We start from the raw sequence: 17,852 nt of genomic DNA on the forward strand, positions 1-17,852 counted from the left end.
ACGTTTGTTTGAAATTCTCCGTGAGCTTTGGCATTGTACGTGTACACCGAAATATCGTGTGTTTTGAGTCGATTTTTAGTATCGTCTCATTGCCAATCCGGGTCAACACCGTCGAATTGGCTTTTAAAGCAGTCCCGGCGCGTCGTTTGAGGCTATTGATTCTGCTGACCATTGCCTCCATCATTAGTGCGCACTGAATTTCGGCAGGCTCCGCGGGGACTGCGAGTCATTAAACCCATCGTAGAAGAACGAGGAATCTATGAAGGTTCTGGTCGCTGTAAAACGAGTTATCGACTACAACGTGAAGGTGCGCGTCAAGCCGGACAACACCGGTGTTGACCTCGCCAACGTCAAGATGGCAATGAACCCGTTCTGCGAAATCGCTGTTGAAGAAGCGGTTCGTCTGAAAGAAAAGGGTGTTGCCAGTGAAATCGTGGTGGTTTCCATCGGCCCGAAGGCTGCACAGGAGCAAATCCGTACCGCTCTGGCCCTGGGTGCTGACCGTGGTATCCACGTCGAGACCGACGAAGAAGTCCAGTCTCTCGAAGCGGCCAAGCTGCTGAAGGCTGTTGTTGAGAAGGAAGAGCCGAAGCTGGTTATTCTCGGCAAGCAGTCCATCGATTCCGACAACAACCAGACTGGCCAGATGCTGGCCGCGCTGACCGGTATGGGGCAGGGCACCTTCGCTTCCGAAGTGGTTGTTGAGGGAGACAAGGTCAACGTAACCCGTGAGGTAGACGGTGGTCTGATGACCGTTTCCCTGAACCTCCCGGCGGTTGTCACCACTGACCTGCGTCTGAACGAGCCGCGTTACGCGTCTCTGCCGAACATCATGAAGGCCAAGAAGAAGCCGCTGGACAACATGAGCCCGGCTGACCTGGGTGTTGATGTTGCACCGCGCCTGTCCACCCTGAAAGTCGAAGCCCCGGCCGCGCGCCAGGCGGGTGTCAAGGTGGCTGACGTAGCTGAGCTGGTCGATAAACTGAAGAACGAAGCGAAGGTGATCTAAATGAGCATCCTGGTAATTGCTGAACACGACAACAGCAGCCTGAAGCAGGCTACCCTGAATGTTGTAGCGGCTGCCAAGGCCATTGGCGGTGACATCGACGTGCTGGTTGCCGGCGAGAACTGTGGTGCCGTTGCCGAAGCTGCTGCCAAGGCCGAGGGCGTGAATAAGGTTCTGGTTGCCGACAACGCTGCTTATGGTCACTTCCTGGGTGAGAACCTGGGTGAGCTGGTCGCTGAAGTGGGTAAGGGCTACAGCCACGTGCTGGCCGCTGCCGGTACCACTGGCAAGGACTTCATGCCGCGCGTTGCTGCGCTGCTGGACGTTGCCCAGGTTTCCGACATCATGCGCGTTGAATCCGACGACACCTTCGTTCGTCCGATCTACGCCGGTAACGCCATCGCGACCGTGAAGTCCAGCGACAGCATCAAGGTCATCACCGTTCGTCCGACCGCGTTCGATCCGGTTGCCGCTGAAGGTGGTTCCGCCTCCGTTGAGCAGCTGGACGTAGTGAAGGACGCCGGCCTGTCTTCCTTCGTCAAGGAAGAGCTGGCTCAGTCCGATCGTCCGGACCTGGCCTCTGCCGGTATCGTGATCTCCGGTGGCCGTGGCATGCAGAACGGCGAGAACTTCAAGATGCTGGAGAACGTTGCTGATCTGCTGGGCGCCGCTGTTGGTGCGTCCCGTGCCGCTGTTGACGCCGGCTTCGTGCCGAACGACATGCAGGTTGGTCAGACCGGTAAGATCGTTGCTCCGCAGCTGTACATTGCCGTGGGCATCTCCGGTGCCATCCAGCACCTGGCGGGTATGTCTGACTCCAAGGTGATCGTTGCGATCAACAAGGACGAAGAAGCCCCGATCTTCCAGGTAGCCGATTACGGCCTGGTCGCGGATCTGTTCGAAGCGGTTCCGCAGCTGGAAGAAGAGCTGAAGAAAGTTCTGTAACTTTCTGAAAAGCTTGAAAGAAGGCGCCTCCGGGCGCCTTTTTTATTGGCTGCAAGAAACTGCAACTGAGGGTTTGGATTTCCGGGGGGATACTTACGAGTTACTCGTCGCAGGAGTATCCATGCAGGGACAGGCCTTCGAGCAGGTAATCCGGTAACAGCGGATGAGCGATCAGATAATCCGCGGTTGTGTCGTTCCATGCATCTGCCGCATAGGCCAGAGCCTCTTTCCATTCAATGAGATCGTAATCGCCGCGCCCGAGCCATAACAGTCCCACCACTTGCTGTTGCTGATCAGGCTCCAGGTCAAAGATCACCGAGCGGAATTCTTCCAGCGTGGAGTCTCCGGCATGGGAGGCCAGCATCTGGACATGCCAGTCCTCGCTGGCATCACCGGAGTCGGTGGGTATGACCACCTGTTCCTGGGAATGAAATTCCCGCGCAAGCTGGACCAGATGGCAAACGGTATCCGGATTGACGTCGAGCATGGTCGATTCCTCCAATGGTCCGTCATCGTCTACTTTATAGACAATAGCTGATGGATGGACGATGAAAAAGCAAACGCTGAAACTCTTTTTGGCCGGGGACGTAATGACCGGGCGAGGCATCGATCAGATCATGCCCGTTCCCTCGAAGCCAAGGCTTTACGAATCCTGCGTGATCGACGCACGGGACTACATCGCCCTGGCAGAAAGGAAGGCCGGCCCGATCCCCAGGCAAGTTTCCGGTGACTATATCTGGGGCGATGCCCTGGCTGAGCTGGATCGGTTCAATCCTGACGTTCGCATCGTAAACCTTGAGACCAGTGTAACTACCGCCGGTAAGCCCTGGCCAGGCAAAGGGATTCACTACCGAATGCACCCGGACAACCTGGGCTGCCTTTCGGCTGCGCGCCTGGACGTTTGTGGCCTGGCCAATAACCACGTGCTCGACTGGGGCCGGGAAGGACTTGCGGAAACACTGAAAGTGCTCCACACCGCCGGATTACTCACGCCCGGTGCCGGGCTGGATAAGATGGAGGCCCGGTCGCCGGCGGCTCTCCGGCTTCCCGGTGGGGGCAGGCTACTGGTACTGGCCTGCGGCCTTGCGTCAAGCGGAATACCCGAGAACTGGGCTGCTGGTCCCGGCCGAAGCGGCGTGTTCCTGCTCCCGGGTCTCGACAATCAGTCGGTAAAAGCGATCGCCCGGATCCTCGAACAGGCCAGGCAACCCGGCGACCGGGTTCTGGTTTCGGTGCATTGGGGCGGCAACTGGGGTTATTACGTGGAGGATGAGGACCGGACGTTCGCGCGCCGGCTGATTGAGGAGGCCGGTGTGGATGTGGTCCAGGGCCATTCCTCCCACCATCCCCGGGGCATGGAAGTGTGGAATGGCCGACTGATCCTCTATGGGTGCGGGGACCTGATCAACGACTACGAGGGTATTCGCGGCTACGAGGGATTTCGCCCCGAATTATCCCTGCTGTACCTGCCGACAATTGATGCCGACACCGGTCTGCTAAAAAGCCTTCAAATGGTCCCGATGCGCATGGAATCTTTCCGGTTGAACCACGCAATTGAGGAGGAGGCGACGTGGCTGCAGGAACGGCTGAACGAAGTCTGCCGGGACTACGGCACGGCCCTTGAGAAGACGGCAAACGGATCGTTCGAGCTTGTCTGGTAGCCAGACAATTTACCCGGACTGATCATCGCCGTTCCGGGGCCGCCGGGTGTGGCGGGAGATGATGCGTTTCTCGACCTTACTGATGATAAGAGTGTCCGCAAGAATGTGCAGGGCCCGGTTGGTCGTTCGAACCGCGCTGTATATCTCACTGCTGGTCTGATCGTGGGTGCTTCGGGCCTTCATGGCATTCTTCCTGAAATCTTCGTCCCTTGAGAACAGGTCAATCAGTCCGAACGTGGTGCTCGAAATGGCTTTGTGCACCTTCTCCACGGCACTGGTTCCGCCGGAAACGGTTTCCTCCAGGAGCTTCGTCCGGTTGCGGACTTCCATCAGGTCCATCCGGCGCTTCTGAACGGCACTGCGGGCGGCAATGCGGTGGGTGTTGACCCGCCTGAGCATGACACGGCACCCGTGCAGTTGCCGGAAAACCAGCCCCAGCGAAACGGCGGCGGCCAGCAGGAGAAGAGAAACAAGCAGTTCAGTGACCATGCCCGTAACCTTCAGCGGTACTCGAGCTGCATATAAACGTCGATTTCCCGTTCCTGCAACTCCTGTTCGAGCTCTTTCATCACTTCCTGGTACACCATCTTGCTGACCATCACCGGCAGCCGGTCGGCGAGTATGCGGGCAGAGCGGGATTCCCGCTTGGCGACGGCAATCGGGTCGAGCACTTTGAGCGTAAGCACCAGTTCCGGATCGGCGCCGGATTCATCGATCCTGTCCTGTTCCATGATCTGGCGTATGACTTTCCTCTGCTCGAGGATCTGCCAGTACAGAAAGCCGCTGAACAGCACCAGGATAATGCTGAGAACCAGTAATAATGTCAGCAACGGAGGCCTCCGGCTTGGTTTTCGGGGTCAGCCGTCAGTGTGCAGCAACTGGCAAGCCAAACGATTGGCCGAACCGACGGGTCCCACAAAGAAACTCGGAAACTGGAAGCAATGCACAAAGCTGCTACCTTGATTTGCAGCTGTTGCGTCATATTCGGAGAATCAATCGGTTAGCGTAACTTCATAAAAAAGGAACCCAGCAATGGTCTGGATCAAGGCGTTTATAGCCGGATTTCTGGCAACACTGATTTTTCACCAGGGACTGTTCATGGTGTTTTACCTCGCAGGCATGGTGCCCAGTGAACCGTTCAACATGTCGCCGGTTCCACCCTTTGGCGTCCCTCAAATCGTCTCCCTGGCTTTCTTTGGCGGCCTGTGGGGAATGGTGCTCTGGTTGATCCTGGGGAGACTGGCGGGAATCGGTTTCTGGCTCGGTCACATCCTGCTTGGCGCCCTGGCGCCGACCGCCGTCGCCATGTTTGTGGTGTTTCCACTCAAAGGCCTGGAAGTTACCGCCCAGACCTGGACAGGCGGCCTGATACTCAACGGATTCTGGGGGTTGGGCGTTGCCATTCTCATGCGCCTGATGGGCACGCGCCCGAACGCCTCAACCCTATAATCACTTTCTGAATGCAAGGAGAGGAACTCGGATGGCAAAGACAACGAATACCAACTATGACCTCGTCGTATTCGGGGCCACCAGTTTTGTCGGGCAGATCCTGACCCGCTATCTGTTCGAGACCTACGGCGTCGGGCAATCGGTCAACTGGGCCATTGCCGGCCGTTCCAGCCATAAGCTGGAAGGGGTGAAAGGCGAGCTGGGCCATAAGGCAAAAGAACTTCCGGTCATCCTGGCCGACGTGTCGGATCAGGGCTCCCTGGAAGCCCTGTGTGGCCAGACCCGGGCGGTGATCTCCACGGTCGGCCCCTATGCGCTTTACGGTGAGCCGATGGTGCAGGCCTGCGTCCGCTCCGGTACCGACTATTGCGATCTGACCGGCGAGGTCCAGTGGATTCGCAAGATGATCGAACGGTACGAGGAGGAGGCGAAGTCCTCCGGCGCCCGCATTGTCCATTGCTGTGGTTTCGACTCTATTCCCTCGGATCTCGGGGTCTGGTACCTGCAACAACAGGCCGAGGAAACCTTCGGTGCCCCCTGCAAGGATGTGCGTATGCGGGTCAAGGCTGCCAAAGGCGGCCTTTCCGGCGGCACCGTGGCTTCGATGATCAACATCGCCAAAGAGGCGGGCTCCGATCCGGCCCTGCGCAAGGAGCTGGCCAATCCCTTTTCCATCTGCCCGCCGGAGCATCGCTCGCAAACCCGTCAGCCGAGCCTGAAAACCGCCGAGTTCGACAAAACGTTCCAGGTCTGGCTGGCGCCATTTGTCATGGGAGCCATCAATACCCGGATAGTGCACCGCTCAAACGCCCTACAGGAGGCCCGCTACGGCAAGGAATTCACCTACGACGAAGCCATGATGACCGGTCGCGGCCTGAAGGGCAGGGCCAGTGCCTACGCCATGACGGCGGCCCTGGGTACCTTCTTCACGGCCTCCGCCATCAAGCCAACCCGATGGGTGGTGGAGAAACTGGTCCCCAAGCCCGGTGAGGGTCCGAGCCCGGAAGAGCAGCGTACCGGGTTCTTCGATATCCGCTTTGTCGGGCGCACAGAGGATGGCAAGACCATGATCACCAAGGTGACCGGTGATCGCGATCCGGGTTATGGCTCCACCGCCAAGATGCTCGGCGAAGCCGGTATGTGCCTGGCGTTTGATGTGCCTGCGGACAAGCCCGGCGGTTTCTGGACGCCGGCCTCGCTGCTCGACGGCGACCTGCAGAAACGGCTGACCGAAAAAGCGGGCCTGACCTTCGAGGTGGTCGAGACCCGCTAGGGCGGTCATTACTCCAGATGGATCACGCGGTCGGTTGCCGGCAGGGCCTCCGACCCGTGCGCCAGGCTGATCACCGATTTCCCTTCCAGCCAGCGCTCCAGGCGTTTGCTGATGCGTGTTCTGGTGTCAGCATCGAGCCCGGTGAAGGGTTCATCCAGGATTACCAGGGGCGCCGGGTTCAGCAGCACCCGTGCCAGCGCCACCCGTCGGGCTTCCCCGCCGGAAAGCCGGCTTCCGGTATTGCCCAGCCAGGTATCCAGCTGATCCGGCTCACGGGCAAACCGGTCCCCAAGCTCCACCAGTTCCAGTACCTGCCACAACTCTGCATCGGTAGCCGCCGGGTTGCCGAGTACCAGGTTGGCCCGCAAGGTGTCGTCGAACAGCACCGTCTGCTGTGTCAGGTAGGCACAGGGTTGCCGGGCGAGCTCTCCCCGGGATGGTGGTAACAGGCCTGCCAGGGTATCCGCCAGGGACGATTTACCACTGCCGGAGCGGCCCAGGATGCCGACCCGTTCGCCCCGGGTGAGCGTGAGGTCGAAATGGGTCAGAACAGGCGCAAATCCGTCGTGCCGGACGGCAATGTCGCGGGCTACCAGTGCAAGATCGTCAGACGGCGCCAGGGTTTCAGCCCTGGTCTCCTCACTGGCCGGCATGGCATCCCGATTCAGGCGGGCGGCGGAGGATACGGTACTGCCAAGCTTGCCGAAGGCTTCCGGCAGCATGGAATAGACCTCGGCGAGGCCCAGGATCGCGATGGGAAGCAACACCAGGACCGGACCCGAGATGGCACCGGTCTCAAACAGGCTGTAGCCGGCCCAGAGTGCAAACACGGCGCACAGATTGATCAGCAGATGGCTGATGGCCTGATGCCAGCCAACCGTCGAGTCCACCTCAACCTGCTCCGAGTTCATCTGATGGGCCTGGCGAAGCAGCCAGGCTCCGTGCCGCCCGGTGCGCCCGGCAGCCCGCAATTCTGCGAAACCTTCTATGTGCTCGACCACCGCGGTACGCAACTCCTCCTGACGGTCGGCCTGGCGATAGGCTGGTTCGCGGGTACGAACATAGACGGCGACGGTGGCCAGCACGAAGGCGAGGGCGGTGATGGCAAGCAGACCCAGCGCTACGGCGCCACTGAACAGCACCCAGGCGAGCAAGGCCACCAGCAGGGTGATAACTCCCGCCAGGGCCGCAGGCGCGATGACCCTGAGGTAAATGGTGTCCAGGGCATCCACATCGCTGGTCAGGCGCGAGAGCCACTGGGCGCCGGAGAGTTTCGACTGGCCACTCCGGTTGGCCCCGGCCAGCTTGCGGAACAGCGCCACGCGGATGTCCGTGAGCAGCCGGAGCACGGTGTCATGGTTATAGACCCGCTCCAGATACCGGGCCACCGTCCGTGAGACTGCAAAGAACCGTATCCCGCCGCCGGGCACGTACAGATTGACTGCCACCTGGGTGCCGGCCGCAAGCAGGATGCCGACAATGGCTGTGTCCGTGATAAACCACCCGGACAGCGCCAGCAGGCCGATGCCGGATACCAGGGTCGCCAGAATCAGCACTCCACCCAACACCAGTCGCCAGGGGCGTTGTAAGATCAGGGCAAGCCAGGGCGTCAGTTCACGCATTGGCAACCTCCCCGTTGTCGACAGTCAGAACGCGGTCCGCGAGGGTAAGCAGGGCATGGTGATGGGTCGAAAAGATCAGGGTCTTGCCCGCTTCGGACAGCTTGTGAAGGCTTTCAAGGATGAAGATCTCACTGGCTGAATCCAGACCGGCGGTCGGTTCGTCCAGCAGGATCAGGTCATAGTCCGCAAGGAAAATCCGGGCCAGGCTGAGACGCCGGGCCTGTCCGCCGGACAGACCCCGGCCCTGATCCGACACCGCGCTGTAGATCCCGTCCTCCCGGCTGTCCACCAGATCACCAAGACCAACCCGGCGGAGTGCCGCGTCAATGGCAACATCGGAAGCATCCGGGGACGTGAGCCGGAGGTTGTCCGCCCAGGTACCGTGAACGAGGAAACCTTTCTGGCCCAGCCAGCCAAAACCGGTTTTGCCCGGCGCCTGACCGAAGACCCGGATCTCGCCAGAGTCCGGTGTCAGAAACCCGGCCAGCAGATAGAGCAGGGTGGATTTGCCTCCGCCGGAGGGGCCAGTCAGGGCCACCGCGTGACCTTTTTCAATTCGAAGGTTCAGGTCCCTGAACCAGGGAGCGGTTTCGCCCGGATGGGTGTAGATCACCTGATCGAGAGTGATGAGATCCGTCGCGCCATCGGTTTGATCAGCGGGCGGCTCGGATTTCACTTCCGGCACTTCGGCACCGTAGTCCTGCAGGCGCGCCAGAATTTCGGTACCCGCCCCCAGCGCCGCGGCCCGGTCGTGGTAATACTGGGACAGCGTGCGCAGAGGCTGGAAGAATTCCGGTGCTAGCAGCAGGATCAACAAACCGGTGAACAGAGTAAGTTCATCGGCGGGGCCGAAGGTGATATACCCCAGCAGACCGAAGCCGATATAAATGGCGATCACCGCAATTGCCACCGACGCGAAAAATTCCAGAACCGCCGAGGAAAGAAACGCAATTTTCAGGGTTTTCATGGTGACTACCCGGTAGCGGTCCGAACGGCGGGCCAGGAGGTTCGCGGCGGACTCGGTCTGGCCGAACAGCTGCAGGGTGGTGAGCCCACGCACCTTGTCCAGGAACTGACCGGATAGCCGGCTGATGGTCTCGAAGTGCTGCTGGTTGAGCTTCTCCGCGCCCATTCCCACCAGGGCCATGAACAGGGGAATCAGCGGTGCGGACAGCAACAGAAAGACTGCGGCGAGCCAGTCCAGCCAGAACACCAGAGCCAGAATGAGCAGCGGCACGATCACCGAGAGCTGCATCTGGGGCAGGAACCTGGCGTAGTAGCCGTGCAGGGCTTCCACGTGGTCAATCCATTCCCGGGCGAGCGCCCCGGCGGACTCCTGGCCCATGGCTACCGGCCCTGCGGCCTGCCAGTGCCGGTGAATCTGGCGGCGGGCGGTCCTGCGAACGCGCTTGCTGCACTGGGCCGCAAGGCGGGTTTGCAGTCCCTGAAACAGTGCCCGGATGACCAGTGTAATGATCAGGGCGATAAAGAGCCCGGTCAGCTCCGAGACAGCAACGCCCTCGATCACCCCGAGATGAACGATGCGGGCCAGCAGGACCATCTGCACGATGGTGGCAATGCCGGCCAGGGTGCCGGTCAATACGGCACCCTGTACCCATCGACGATTGCCGGCGGCAAGCTCCGTGAGCCAGCGGCGAACGTTTCGCTGTTCCGGAGCTGTCACTTAGTGGTATCCCTCACCCGCACGCACCTTGCCGCGGAAGACCCAGTAGGTCCAGGCGGTGTAGGTGATCACAATGGGCACCACCATCAGGGTTCCCAGCAGCAGGAACATCTGGGAGCCATAGGCCGAGGCCGCATCCCACAGGGTATACTCCGGCGGCACCACGTACGGCCACCGACTGACCACCAGGCCCAGGTAGGTGGTAATGAACAGCCCCATGGTGGCCACAAACGGCATACCCTCGAAGCGGTTGCGTACCGACCGGAAGATCTGGAACGCACACAGCAGGGTCAGCACCGGCAGGACCCAGATCACGGTCAGATTGGAGAACCAGCGCTCGCGCACCAGGTCGTCCACGAACGGCGTCCACACACTGATGATGCCGAAGACGATCAGCACCGCTGCCAGCAATGGCAGGGTGATCCTGTAAGCCCATTCCTGCAGCCGGCCCTCGGTCTTCATGATCAGCCAGGTGGAACCCAGCAGGGAGTAGCCGGCCAGCATGCCGAGGCCAGTCAGGACGGTGAACGGCGTCAGCCAGTCCAGGGCGCCGCCAACGTAAACGCCATCAACGGTATTGAAGCCCTGGATGTAGGCACCGACCACCGCGCCCTGGGCGAAGGAGGCGATGGTGGAGCCACCGGCAAAGGCCCAGTTCCACAGGTAGCGGGAGGTCCGGGCCTTGAACCGGAACTCGAAGGCTACGCCCCGGAAAATCAGGCCGGCCAGCAGCAGGAACACGCCAATGTACAGCGCCGGCAGGAAGATGGTGTAGACCATCGGGAAGGCGGCCAGCAGGCCGGCACCACCCAGCACCAGCCAGGTCTCGTTGCCGTCCCACACCGGGGCCACCGAGTTCATCATGGTGTCCCGGTCACCCTCGCTCGGGGCGAACGGGAACAGGATGCCGACCCCCAGGTCGAAGCCGTCCATCAGCACATACATGATGATGCCGAAGCCGATAATGAATGCCCAGATCAGGGGCAGATCGAAGAGTTCCATAATCAGTGACCTCCCTGCTTGGCCGGGTTGCGGTGTTTGTCTTCGCCGTATTCGAACGGCACGTGGGCGGCGGAGAGCGGCCGTGCAGGACGGTCGGCTTCGTGCTCTTCGTCATCCTGGTCTTCCAGACCCACGTACAGCACTCGCATCAGGTAGTAGACACCGGCGGAGAACACCAGAGCATAAACCACGATGTAGCCAATCAGGGTGAAAAGCGCCATGCCCCCGGTGAGGGATGGCGTTACCGCCGCAGCCTGGTCCATGATGCCGTACACCAGCCAAGGAGCCCGGCCCACTTCGGTCACAAACCAGCCGGTCAGGACCGCAATGAACGGGGCAATGCTCATCACCCGCAATACCTGCAGGAACCAGGTGGACTGGAAGTAGCGGCCACCGCGACGCAGCGCCAGGCCGGTCAGACCCACCAGGATCATCAGGGTACCGATACCGACCATGATCCGGAACGTCCAGAACACGATGGCTACCGGCGGTTGTTCCTCACGCGGAACGTCCTTCAGACCCGGCACCACCCCATCCCACTCGTGGGTCAGGATCATGCTGGCCAGGCTGGGAATGCCGATCTCGAAATGGTTGGTCTGGGCTTCCTGATCCGGAATGGCAAACAACAGCAGCGGCACGTTGGAGGAGGTCTCCCAGTTGCCTTCCATCGCGGCCACCTTGGTGGGCTGGTGCTCCAGGGTGCTCAGGCCGTGGAAATCACCCACTACCAGCTGGGCCGGGGCGATGAACAGGATTAGCCACAGGCACATGGACAGCGCCTTGCGGTTGGCCTCCACCTCCCGGCCCCGGAGGATGTACCAGGCACTGACACCGGCCACCACGAAGCTGCCGGTGAGGAATGAGGCCAGGCCCATGTGCATGAACCGGTACGGGAAGGAGGGATTGAAGATCGCCTCACTCCAGGAGGTGACGTGGAATACGCCATTAATCAGCTCGAAGCCCGCCGGAGTCTGCATCCAGCTGTTGGCAGCGAGAATCCAGAACGACGAGATGAAGGTGCCGGTGGCCACCATGATGGCCGCGAACAGGTGCACGCCGGCCGGGACCTTGTTGCGACCGAACAGCAGCACACCCAGGAACGCGGCTTCCAGGAAGAAGGCGGTGATTACCTCATAACTGAGCACCGGCCCGAGGAAGTTGGCCGTGGCCTGGGAGAAGTTGCTCCAGTTGGTCCCGAACTGAAACGACATCACGATGCCCGAGACCACGCCCATGCCGAACACCACGGCAAAGACCTTGGTCCAGAAGCCCGAGAGTTTCAGCCACACCGGATTGCCGGTTTTGAAGCCCAGGGCTTCCAGTACCGCAATATAGGAGGCCAAACCGATGGTAAAGACAGGAAAGATGGCGTGAAATGACACCACAAACGCGAACTGGATTCGCGATAGTAAGAGGGGATCTAGTTCCATGGGAACCTCCGGTAAACCCACACATCACAATTAGAGCGAGCGCCACTGTCTCGCCCAGCCGCTGCCTTAGCTCATATTGTTATGTTGTAATTACCGGCAGATGAATACCATGCTACCCAATAGCACGGTAAAACCGATAGGGCAGATTGTCGCACCGCTTGATTTATAACAATTATGGTGACACCAATGAGCTTTTACGAAGACCGGATACTCCCACACATCATAGACAAGGCCTGCTCCATGGGCCAGGTGATGAAGTTGCGAAGCCAGGTGGTGCCACACGCGCGGGGAACCGTGCTGGAAGTGGGCATGGGATCGGCCATAAACCTGGAATTCTACGACACCGACAAAGTCGACCTGGTCTACGGCCTGGAACCCTCGGAAGGCATGCGCCGAAAAGCCCAGCCGAACCTGCAGCGCTCGAACATCAAGGTCGAGTGGCTGGACCTGCCCGGTGAAAAGATCCCGCTCGAGGACAACACCATCGACACCGTGCTGCTCACTTTCACACTGTGCACCATTCCGGACTGGCACGCCGCGCTGCAGCAGATGAAACGCGTCCTCAAACCGGGCGGCGAACTGATCTTCCTGGAACACGGGGAATCCGACCATCACGGCGTAAAGAAATGGCAGCACCGCATTACCCCGGCGTGGAAAAAAGTCGCCGGCGGCTGCCACCTGAACCGACACATCGCCGACCTCATCCGAGAAGCCGGCTTCGAGATCCGGGAACTGGAAAACCTCTACATCCCCAGCGCCCCGAAGATCGCCGGTTACATCTACAAGGGCAGGGCAGTGAAGCCAGCGGAAGCCTGACAGCACCCGGATTCAGAATTGCGTTACGCCACATGGCCTTATACAATTCTGCCCCTCAAAACCTCCCTCCGAATGCCCGGATGGTGAAATTGGTAGACACAAGAGACTTAAAATCTCTCGGCCGCAAGGCCGTGCCGGTTCGATTCCGGCTCCGGGCACCATAATTCTGTGGCTCATGCCACCCGCGTTTTGCGATACCGTTTTACTTCTATCCACCCATGAGCGACCAACGCTGAAAAAACAATAACGCCACCAACCAGACTAAGCCTCGGCGGCACTTCCCCCAAAAACAGCCAAACCAGAAAAGACCCCAACACCGTTTCCAGTAACAGCATCAGGCTGACTTCCGCCGCTGGTATGTAACGCGGCCCGATCTGAATCAGAATGCAGGCCATGGGCAGGAACACCAGGCACAGCAGGCCGATGAAAAAGGCGTCTCTTGCTGACAGGAGCTCGGCGCCGCCCATAAATGCCGCAACAATGGCCAGCGCCAGGGCACCAAACATCAGCATCACGCTCATGTCGCAGTCTGGGCGGGAGCGGGCGACGTTTAGGTTGGATGCGAGGGCGGTGGCGGCGATGCCGGCCATGATCAGGCCGAGTGGGTCGCCTTTACCCAGTTCGCCGACGGCCATGAAGGTTGCGCCTGTGACGCATATCAGGATAACAATCCAGGTTCTCCAGGGCAGGGTTTCCTTCCAGATCAGCCAGGCAATCAGGGCGGCGATCACTGGCGCGGTGTTGAGGATGACCAGTACGTTCCCGGCGGCTGTGTTTTTCATGCCTACGACAAAACCGAGGGTACTGATGGCGAAGGCTCCCGCGCAGAAGATGCCTTTCCAGCCGCAACGCCTGATTTCTGTTGTCAGGCGGTCACGGTACCTCAGCCAGCTGATCAGCCAGAAGCTGAAAGCCAGGAGCAGGCCTCGCCAGAACAGGAAGACTATCGGCGGTACCGAGGTGATTTTTACCAGCAGGGCGTCCGGGACAATAAACAGGACGCCCAGTGCGGCAATGGTCAGGCCTTTGATCCGCGTGGTCTGCACGAGGCTATCCTTTACTGCTTTTCGATGGGGTCTTTAACCATTATCCGGCTTCAGTTTTCAAGCGCCCGCGCGCACTTCTCAAACAGCTCCGCGTCAAAGAACTCCAACTCGGACCGGTGCTCGGCCACAAAAAGCTGGCCACCGGATTCGACGATTCCGCATTCAATCATCAGGTTATCCGCCAGGCCAAAATCCTCGATGGCATGGCCCAGGTCGTCATGGGTGCGGTTTCCGGCCCGGTGCCGATAGGTGAGGGGATTCAGGCTGTAGCCAATCGCCGGTTTACCCTGGCCGATCATGTATCCCACTTCGAACACGGTGCCGGGGTCGGCGCTGATGCCGCGAAAAGGCGTGAGATTGGCAATCATGGCATCGCAGCTGTCCATCAGCTCACGGTTGGCGTTGTAGATCCGGAAGCCGCGTTGTTGCGGGGATTCGGTATCGCCGAATTCCAGTTCGGTATCCAGGGGATCCACGCCTTCCCAGCCCAGTTCCCGGAGGATCCGTTTCTTCTCGGTCACGATGGTGTGGTGTTCGGTTGCCGGGAAGAAGACCTCCGGGCCGGCCAGGTAGACGCGTTTGGGTTGGGTCATGGGTTATCCTGTTCTGGCAGTGGCTGAATGCTGTTGATGTCGCCGGTGGGCGGCCGTGGTTCGTCTTTCATTATGACGAAAATTCCGCCACCGATGATGGCAATAGCCACGATGATCCTGAGAATCAGTGATTTGGACATCCGGTCCTCCTCCCGTTTTTAACGAGTGTCTACCTGTAATCCTGTGGATGGAAACAGCATTTGCAACCGTTAGCGGGTTAATCAGTGCCATCCGCGAATGAATCCGACCAAAGTCCCTTCGACAGAGCTCTACTCCTGGCTGATACTGAATCAAAAGAATGACAACACGTTCAGGAGGTTAATGTCATGACCGAGGTTAGCGATGCGTTGGTAACGCATTATTCGGAAAACGGTATCACTACGCTCACGCTGAATCAGCCGGAGCGCCGCAACAGCCTTTCCATGGCCATGCTGGAGGCCTTGTCGGAGGAACTTGAGCGGGTAGCGGATGATCCGGAGACCCGCGTCGTGGTTCTGGCTGCGCGCGGTAATGTGTTCTGCGCCGGGCACGATCTGAAAGAGATCCGGGACCAGTTCGACAGTCATGATTTCCAGCTGGGTCTGTTCAACCTCTGCAGCAAGGTGATGCAGCAGATTGTGCATCTGCCCAAGCCGGTGATTGCCCGGGTAGCAGGGGTCGCGACTGCGGCCGGGTGCCAGCTGGTGGCATCCTGTGACCTGGCCGTTGCCGCGGATACCGCGCGCTTTGCCACGCCGGGTGTGAACATCGGGTTGTTCTGTTCCACGCCGATGGTGGCCCTGTCCCGGAATGTCTCCCGCAAGCATGCGATGGAGATGCTGCTGACGGGCGAGCTGGTCAGCGCGCCGAGGGCGGAGCAGATGGGGCTGGTCAACCGCGTGGTGGATGAGCAGGTTCTGGATGAAACCGTCTATAAGATGGCGCGCACCATTGCGGAGAAATCCGGCCACACCCTGAAGATTGGCAAGAGCGCATTTTACCAGCAACTGGAGATGCCACTGGCGGAGGCCTACGAATACACCTCAACGGTGATGGCGGAGAATCTCCAGGCCAACGACGCCCAGGAAGGGATCTGTGCGTTCCTGGAAAAGCGCAAGCCCGAGTGGAAGGACAGTTAGTCTTCCGTCGGGCACTTGTCCCCATTGAGGACCAGCCGGTCACCCACGTCGATGCCGTTGGCGAGATAGAAGCCGGCATTCATCTCCACGGCGGACCAGTAAGGCACGCCTGCCGGGTAGATGGGGCAGCTCCTGCCTTGTGAGGCGGAGCAGGGCACCATGGCGCGGATATTGCGGATGGTGCCTTCCCGGTCCAGAAAAGCGATATCCAGGGGAATCAGGGTGCGGTACATCCAGAAACCGTTCCTTGGCTCCCTTTGGTCCTCATACTGGAAGAGCATGCCGTGGTTTGTCGGCAGTTCTGTTCTCCCCATGAGTCCTACCTGTCTCTGTTCCGAAGTGCTGGCCACTTCCAGTACTACGGAAACAGAATCCGAATCGGTCACGAAGCACGCATTGGTTACGGGCAGATCCGTCTGGGCCGGGGTTGCGCTTACTCCGCATCCGGTAACCAGGGCAAACGCCAGCGCAAGGCTGGCCCATCGAAAAGCGACCATCAGGAGCGCAACCGGTAGCCGGTTTTGAAGATCCACCAGACGGCGGTCATGCACAGGGCCAGGAACACCATGGTCATGCCCACGCTGATGCCCACGTGCACATCAGACACCCCGTAGAACGCCCAGCGGAAACCGCTGATCAGGTACACCACCGGGTTGAACAGGCTGATGGTCTGCCAGATCTCCGGCAGCATGTCGATGGAGTAGAAGGTGCCGCCGAGGAAGACCAGGGGCGTGACGATCATCATGGGCACGATCTGCAGTTTCTCGAAGCCATCCGCCCAGATGCCGATGATGAAACCGAACAGACTGAAGGTTATTGAAGTGAGCACCAGGAACGACAGCATCCAGAATGGATGCAGTACGGTGTAGTCCACGAACAGTTTGGCGGTGGCCAGGATGATCAGGCCAAGGATCACCGACTTGGTTGCGGCCGCACCGACATAACCGATGACCACCTCCACGTAGGAGACCGGTGCTGACAGCACCTCGTAGATGGTGCCGGAGAATTTGGGCATGTAAATGCCGAAAGACGCGTTGGAAATGCTCTGCATCAGCAGCGACAGCATCACCAGGCCCGGAATGATGTAGGCGCCGTAACTGATGTTGTCGATATCGCCCATGCGTGAGCCGATGGCCGAGCCGAACACCACGAAATACAGGCAGGTGGAAATCACCGGTGACAGTACGCTCTGCATCACCGTGCGCTTCATCCGGGCCATTTCGAACTTGTAGATTGCGCGGATACCGTAGAGGTTCATTCAATTCTCCGTCAGGTCGGGCTACTCGTGAACGAGCCCGACAAAAATCTCTTCCAGGGAGCTTTCCCGGGTTTGCAGATCCCGGTACTCGATGCCGAGGTCGCCCAAGGTGCGCAACAGCCGTGCCACACCGGCCTGCTCCTGCTGGGAATCGAAGGTGAAGATCAGTTCCCAGCCGTCGTTGGCCAGCTCCACCGGTTCCAGGGTGAGTTCCCCGGGCACCTGCTCGAGCTTGTGCTGGAGCTGGAGGCGGAGCTCCTTCTTGCCGAGCTTGGTCATTAGCTGAGCCTTGTCTTCCACCAGGATGATTTCCCCCTGCCGGATCACCCCGATGCGGTCCGCCATTTCCTCGGCTTCTTCGATGTAGTGGGTGGTCAGGATGATGGTGACGCCGTTCTCCCGCAACTTGCGTACCATCTCCCACATATCCCGGCGCAGTTCCACGTCCACACCCGCGGTCGGCTCATCCAGGAACAGGATCTGGGGTTCGTGGGAGAGTGCCTTGGCGATCATCACGCGCCGCTTCATGCCGCCGGAGAGGGACATGATCCGGTTGTTGCGCTTGTCCCAGAGTGACAGTGCCTTGAGGGTTTTCTCGATGTGGTCCGGATTCGGTGCCTTGCCGAACAGCCCGCGGCTGAAGGACACCGCATCCCAGACCGTCTCAAAGGAGTCGGTGTTCAGTTCCTGGGGCACGAGGCCGATGGTTTCACGGGCTTTGCGGTAATCCTTGACGATGTCGTAGCCGGCGGCCTTTACCTCACCGCTGGTCAGGTTGACGATGCCGCAGATGATGCTGATCAGGGTGGTCTTGCCGGCGCCGTTCGGGCCAAGCAGGGCGAAGATCTCGCCGCGTTCGATCTCCAGGTTGATGTCTTTCAACGCCTGGAAGCCATCACCATAGGTTTTGTTCAGGTGCCTGACGGAAATATCCGGTTGCACGGGCGTG

20 protein-coding genes and 1 tRNA gene are annotated in these 17,852 nt (G+C 59.8%); 8 read left to right on the forward strand and 13 right to left on the reverse strand.

The window, feature by feature from the left end; translation table 11 throughout:
• Nucleotides 1–259 precede the first annotated feature (259 nt).
• Together BM254_RS15865 and BM254_RS15870 are read left to right on the forward strand one after the other, a co-directional pair.
• Entirely contained in the window at nt 260–1,009 is a 750-nt protein-coding gene (locus BM254_RS15865; RefSeq protein WP_092005995.1) for an electron transfer flavoprotein subunit beta/FixA family protein, read from the forward strand.
• A complete protein-coding gene (locus BM254_RS15870) occupies nt 1,010–1,951 on the forward strand; it encodes an electron transfer flavoprotein subunit alpha/FixB family protein (protein ID WP_092005998.1) in 942 nt (313 codons plus the stop codon). It abuts the gene before it with no gap.
• A 100-nt stretch (nt 1,952–2,051) separates the two neighbouring features.
• Here the strand turns inward: BM254_RS15870 and BM254_RS15875 are convergent, their stop codons facing one another.
• On the reverse strand, nt 2,052–2,438 hold the full coding sequence (locus tag BM254_RS15875; protein ID WP_092006001.1) for a DUF3775 domain-containing protein: 387 nt from the start codon (nt 2,436–2,438) through the stop codon (nt 2,052–2,054).
• Nucleotides 2,439–2,499: 61 nt separating this feature from the next.
• On the opposite strand from BM254_RS15875, the gene BM254_RS15880 reads away from it, so the two are divergent.
• Nucleotides 2,500–3,612: a CapA family protein gene (locus tag BM254_RS15880; protein WP_092006004.1), complete on the forward strand. Its 1,113-nt coding sequence runs from the start codon at nt 2,500–2,502 to the stop codon at nt 3,610–3,612.
• Between the two features lie 9 nt (nt 3,613–3,621).
• On the opposite strand, the gene BM254_RS15885 is transcribed toward BM254_RS15880, so the two are convergent.
• Nucleotides 3,622–4,101: a hypothetical protein gene (locus tag BM254_RS15885; protein WP_092006006.1), complete on the reverse strand. Its 480-nt coding sequence runs from the start codon at nt 4,099–4,101 to the stop codon at nt 3,622–3,624.
• Nucleotides 4,102–4,112: 11 nt separating this feature from the next.
• On the reverse strand, nt 4,113–4,442 hold the full coding sequence (locus BM254_RS15890; protein WP_092006009.1) for a hypothetical protein: 330 nt from the start codon (nt 4,440–4,442) through the stop codon (nt 4,113–4,115).
• A 202-nt stretch (nt 4,443–4,644) separates the two neighbouring features.
• On the opposite strand from BM254_RS15890, the gene BM254_RS15895 reads away from it, so the two are divergent.
• Together BM254_RS15895 and BM254_RS15900 are read left to right on the forward strand one after the other, a co-directional pair.
• The gene (locus BM254_RS15895; RefSeq protein ID WP_092006012.1) at nt 4,645–5,061 is read left to right on the forward strand and encodes a hypothetical protein; all 417 of its coding nucleotides are present in this window, start codon (nt 4,645–4,647) and stop codon (nt 5,059–5,061) included.
• A gap of 31 nt (nt 5,062–5,092) precedes the next feature.
• On the forward strand, nt 5,093–6,334 hold the full coding sequence (locus tag BM254_RS15900; RefSeq protein ID WP_092006014.1) for a saccharopine dehydrogenase family protein: 1,242 nt from the start codon (nt 5,093–5,095) through the stop codon (nt 6,332–6,334).
• Between the two features lie 8 nt (nt 6,335–6,342).
• Here the strand turns inward: BM254_RS15900 and cydC are convergent, their stop codons facing one another.
• The 4 genes from cydC to BM254_RS15920 are packed head-to-tail and all read right to left on the reverse strand — an operon-like array spanning nt 6,343 to nt 12,072.
• Complete coding sequence (gene cydC / locus BM254_RS15905; protein WP_092006017.1) at nt 6,343–7,956, reverse strand: thiol reductant ABC exporter subunit CydC; 1,614 nt, start codon at nt 7,954–7,956, stop codon at nt 6,343–6,345.
• Nucleotides 7,949–9,640, reverse strand: coding sequence for a thiol reductant ABC exporter subunit CydD (gene cydD, locus BM254_RS15910; RefSeq protein WP_092006020.1), 1,692 nt, complete (start codon nt 9,638–9,640; stop codon nt 7,949–7,951). Before cydD ends, cydC begins: the two co-directional genes overlap by 8 nt.
• Entirely contained in the window at nt 9,641–10,642 is a 1,002-nt protein-coding gene (gene cydB / locus BM254_RS15915; protein WP_092006025.1) for a cytochrome d ubiquinol oxidase subunit II, read from the reverse strand.
• Between the two features lie 2 nt (nt 10,643–10,644).
• The gene (locus tag BM254_RS15920; protein ID WP_092006028.1) at nt 10,645–12,072 is read right to left on the reverse strand and encodes a cytochrome ubiquinol oxidase subunit I; all 1,428 of its coding nucleotides are present in this window, start codon (nt 12,070–12,072) and stop codon (nt 10,645–10,647) included.
• A 186-nt stretch (nt 12,073–12,258) separates the two neighbouring features.
• On the opposite strand from BM254_RS15920, the gene BM254_RS15925 reads away from it, so the two are divergent.
• Together BM254_RS15925 and BM254_RS15930 are read left to right on the forward strand one after the other, a co-directional pair.
• Complete coding sequence (locus BM254_RS15925; RefSeq protein WP_092006031.1) at nt 12,259–12,888, forward strand: class I SAM-dependent methyltransferase; 630 nt, start codon at nt 12,259–12,261, stop codon at nt 12,886–12,888.
• Nucleotides 12,889–12,962: 74 nt separating this feature from the next.
• Nucleotides 12,963–13,049 (forward strand) — tRNA-Leu (locus BM254_RS15930).
• A 12-nt stretch (nt 13,050–13,061) separates the two neighbouring features.
• Here BM254_RS15930 and BM254_RS15935 read toward each other — a convergent pair.
• Genes BM254_RS15935 through BM254_RS17800 form a run of 3 tightly spaced genes read right to left on the reverse strand, consistent with a single transcriptional unit; the run spans nt 13,062 to nt 14,667 of the window.
• On the reverse strand, nt 13,062–13,934 hold the full coding sequence (locus BM254_RS15935; protein WP_092006034.1) for a DMT family transporter: 873 nt from the start codon (nt 13,932–13,934) through the stop codon (nt 13,062–13,064).
• 50 nt (nt 13,935–13,984) lie between these two features.
• Nucleotides 13,985–14,527, reverse strand: a complete 543-nt coding sequence (locus tag BM254_RS15940) for a nucleoside 2-deoxyribosyltransferase (protein ID WP_092006037.1) — start codon at nt 14,525–14,527, stop codon at nt 13,985–13,987.
• Complete coding sequence (locus tag BM254_RS17800; RefSeq protein WP_175497289.1) at nt 14,524–14,667, reverse strand: hypothetical protein; 144 nt, start codon at nt 14,665–14,667, stop codon at nt 14,524–14,526. Before BM254_RS17800 ends, BM254_RS15940 begins: the two co-directional genes overlap by 4 nt.
• 186 nt (nt 14,668–14,853) lie before the next feature.
• On the opposite strand from BM254_RS17800, the gene BM254_RS15945 reads away from it, so the two are divergent.
• The gene (locus BM254_RS15945; RefSeq protein WP_092006040.1) at nt 14,854–15,645 is read left to right on the forward strand and encodes an enoyl-CoA hydratase; all 792 of its coding nucleotides are present in this window, start codon (nt 14,854–14,856) and stop codon (nt 15,643–15,645) included.
• On the opposite strand, the gene BM254_RS15950 is transcribed toward BM254_RS15945, so the two are convergent.
• The 3 genes from BM254_RS15950 to BM254_RS15960 are packed head-to-tail and all read right to left on the reverse strand — an operon-like array spanning nt 15,642 to nt 17,845.
• Nucleotides 15,642–16,142, reverse strand: coding sequence for a DUF192 domain-containing protein (locus BM254_RS15950; protein WP_092006043.1), 501 nt, complete (start codon nt 16,140–16,142; stop codon nt 15,642–15,644). The genes BM254_RS15945 and BM254_RS15950 overlap by 4 nt on opposite strands.
• A complete protein-coding gene (locus BM254_RS15955) occupies nt 16,142–16,903 on the reverse strand; it encodes an ABC transporter permease (protein ID WP_092006046.1) in 762 nt (253 codons plus the stop codon). The genes BM254_RS15950 and BM254_RS15955 overlap by 1 nt, the downstream gene beginning before the upstream one ends.
• A 21-nt stretch (nt 16,904–16,924) precedes the next feature.
• The gene (locus tag BM254_RS15960; protein ID WP_092006049.1) at nt 16,925–17,845 is read right to left on the reverse strand and encodes an ABC transporter ATP-binding protein; all 921 of its coding nucleotides are present in this window, start codon (nt 17,843–17,845) and stop codon (nt 16,925–16,927) included.
• Between the last annotated feature and the right edge of the window lie 7 nt (nt 17,846–17,852).

The organism is Marinobacter pelagius, assembly GCF_900114925.1.
Taxonomy (GTDB): domain Bacteria; phylum Pseudomonadota; class Gammaproteobacteria; order Pseudomonadales; family Oleiphilaceae; genus Marinobacter; species Marinobacter pelagius.

Bases quoted from the DNA above. Each gene is read 5' to 3' on its own strand.
- BM254_RS15895 (WP_092006012.1), top strand. From the start codon at position 4,645: ATGGTCTGGATCAAGGCGTTTATAGCCGGATTTCTGGCAACACTGATT.
- BM254_RS15880 (WP_092006004.1), top strand. From the start codon at position 2,500: ATGAAAAAGCAAACGCTGAAACTCTTTTTGGCCGGGGACGTAATGACC.
- BM254_RS15875 (WP_092006001.1), bottom strand. From the start codon at position 2,438: ATGCTCGACGTCAATCCGGATACCGTTTGCCATCTGGTCCAGCTTGCG.
- BM254_RS15900 (WP_092006014.1), top strand. From the start codon at position 5,093: ATGGCAAAGACAACGAATACCAACTATGACCTCGTCGTATTCGGGGCC.
- BM254_RS15925 (WP_092006031.1), top strand. From the start codon at position 12,259: ATGAGCTTTTACGAAGACCGGATACTCCCACACATCATAGACAAGGCC.
- BM254_RS15865 (WP_092005995.1), top strand. From the start codon at position 260: ATGAAGGTTCTGGTCGCTGTAAAACGAGTTATCGACTACAACGTGAAG.
- BM254_RS15955 (WP_092006046.1), bottom strand. From the start codon at position 16,903: ATGAACCTCTACGGTATCCGCGCAATCTACAAGTTCGAAATGGCCCGG.
- BM254_RS15920 (WP_092006028.1), bottom strand. From the start codon at position 12,072: ATGGAACTAGATCCCCTCTTACTATCGCGAATCCAGTTCGCGTTTGTG.
- BM254_RS15870 (WP_092005998.1), top strand. From the start codon at position 1,010: ATGAGCATCCTGGTAATTGCTGAACACGACAACAGCAGCCTGAAGCAG.
- cydB (WP_092006025.1), bottom strand. From the start codon at position 10,642: ATGGAACTCTTCGATCTGCCCCTGATCTGGGCATTCATTATCGGCTTC.
- BM254_RS15885 (WP_092006006.1), bottom strand. From the start codon at position 4,101: ATGGTCACTGAACTGCTTGTTTCTCTTCTCCTGCTGGCCGCCGCCGTT.
- BM254_RS15950 (WP_092006043.1), bottom strand. From the start codon at position 16,142: ATGGTCGCTTTTCGATGGGCCAGCCTTGCGCTGGCGTTTGCCCTGGTT.
- BM254_RS15940 (WP_092006037.1), bottom strand. From the start codon at position 14,527: ATGACCCAACCCAAACGCGTCTACCTGGCCGGCCCGGAGGTCTTCTTC.
- BM254_RS15945 (WP_092006040.1), top strand. From the start codon at position 14,854: ATGACCGAGGTTAGCGATGCGTTGGTAACGCATTATTCGGAAAACGGT.
- BM254_RS17800 (WP_175497289.1), bottom strand. From the start codon at position 14,667: ATGTCCAAATCACTGATTCTCAGGATCATCGTGGCTATTGCCATCATC.
- cydC (WP_092006017.1), bottom strand. From the start codon at position 7,956: ATGCGTGAACTGACGCCCTGGCTTGCCCTGATCTTACAACGCCCCTGG.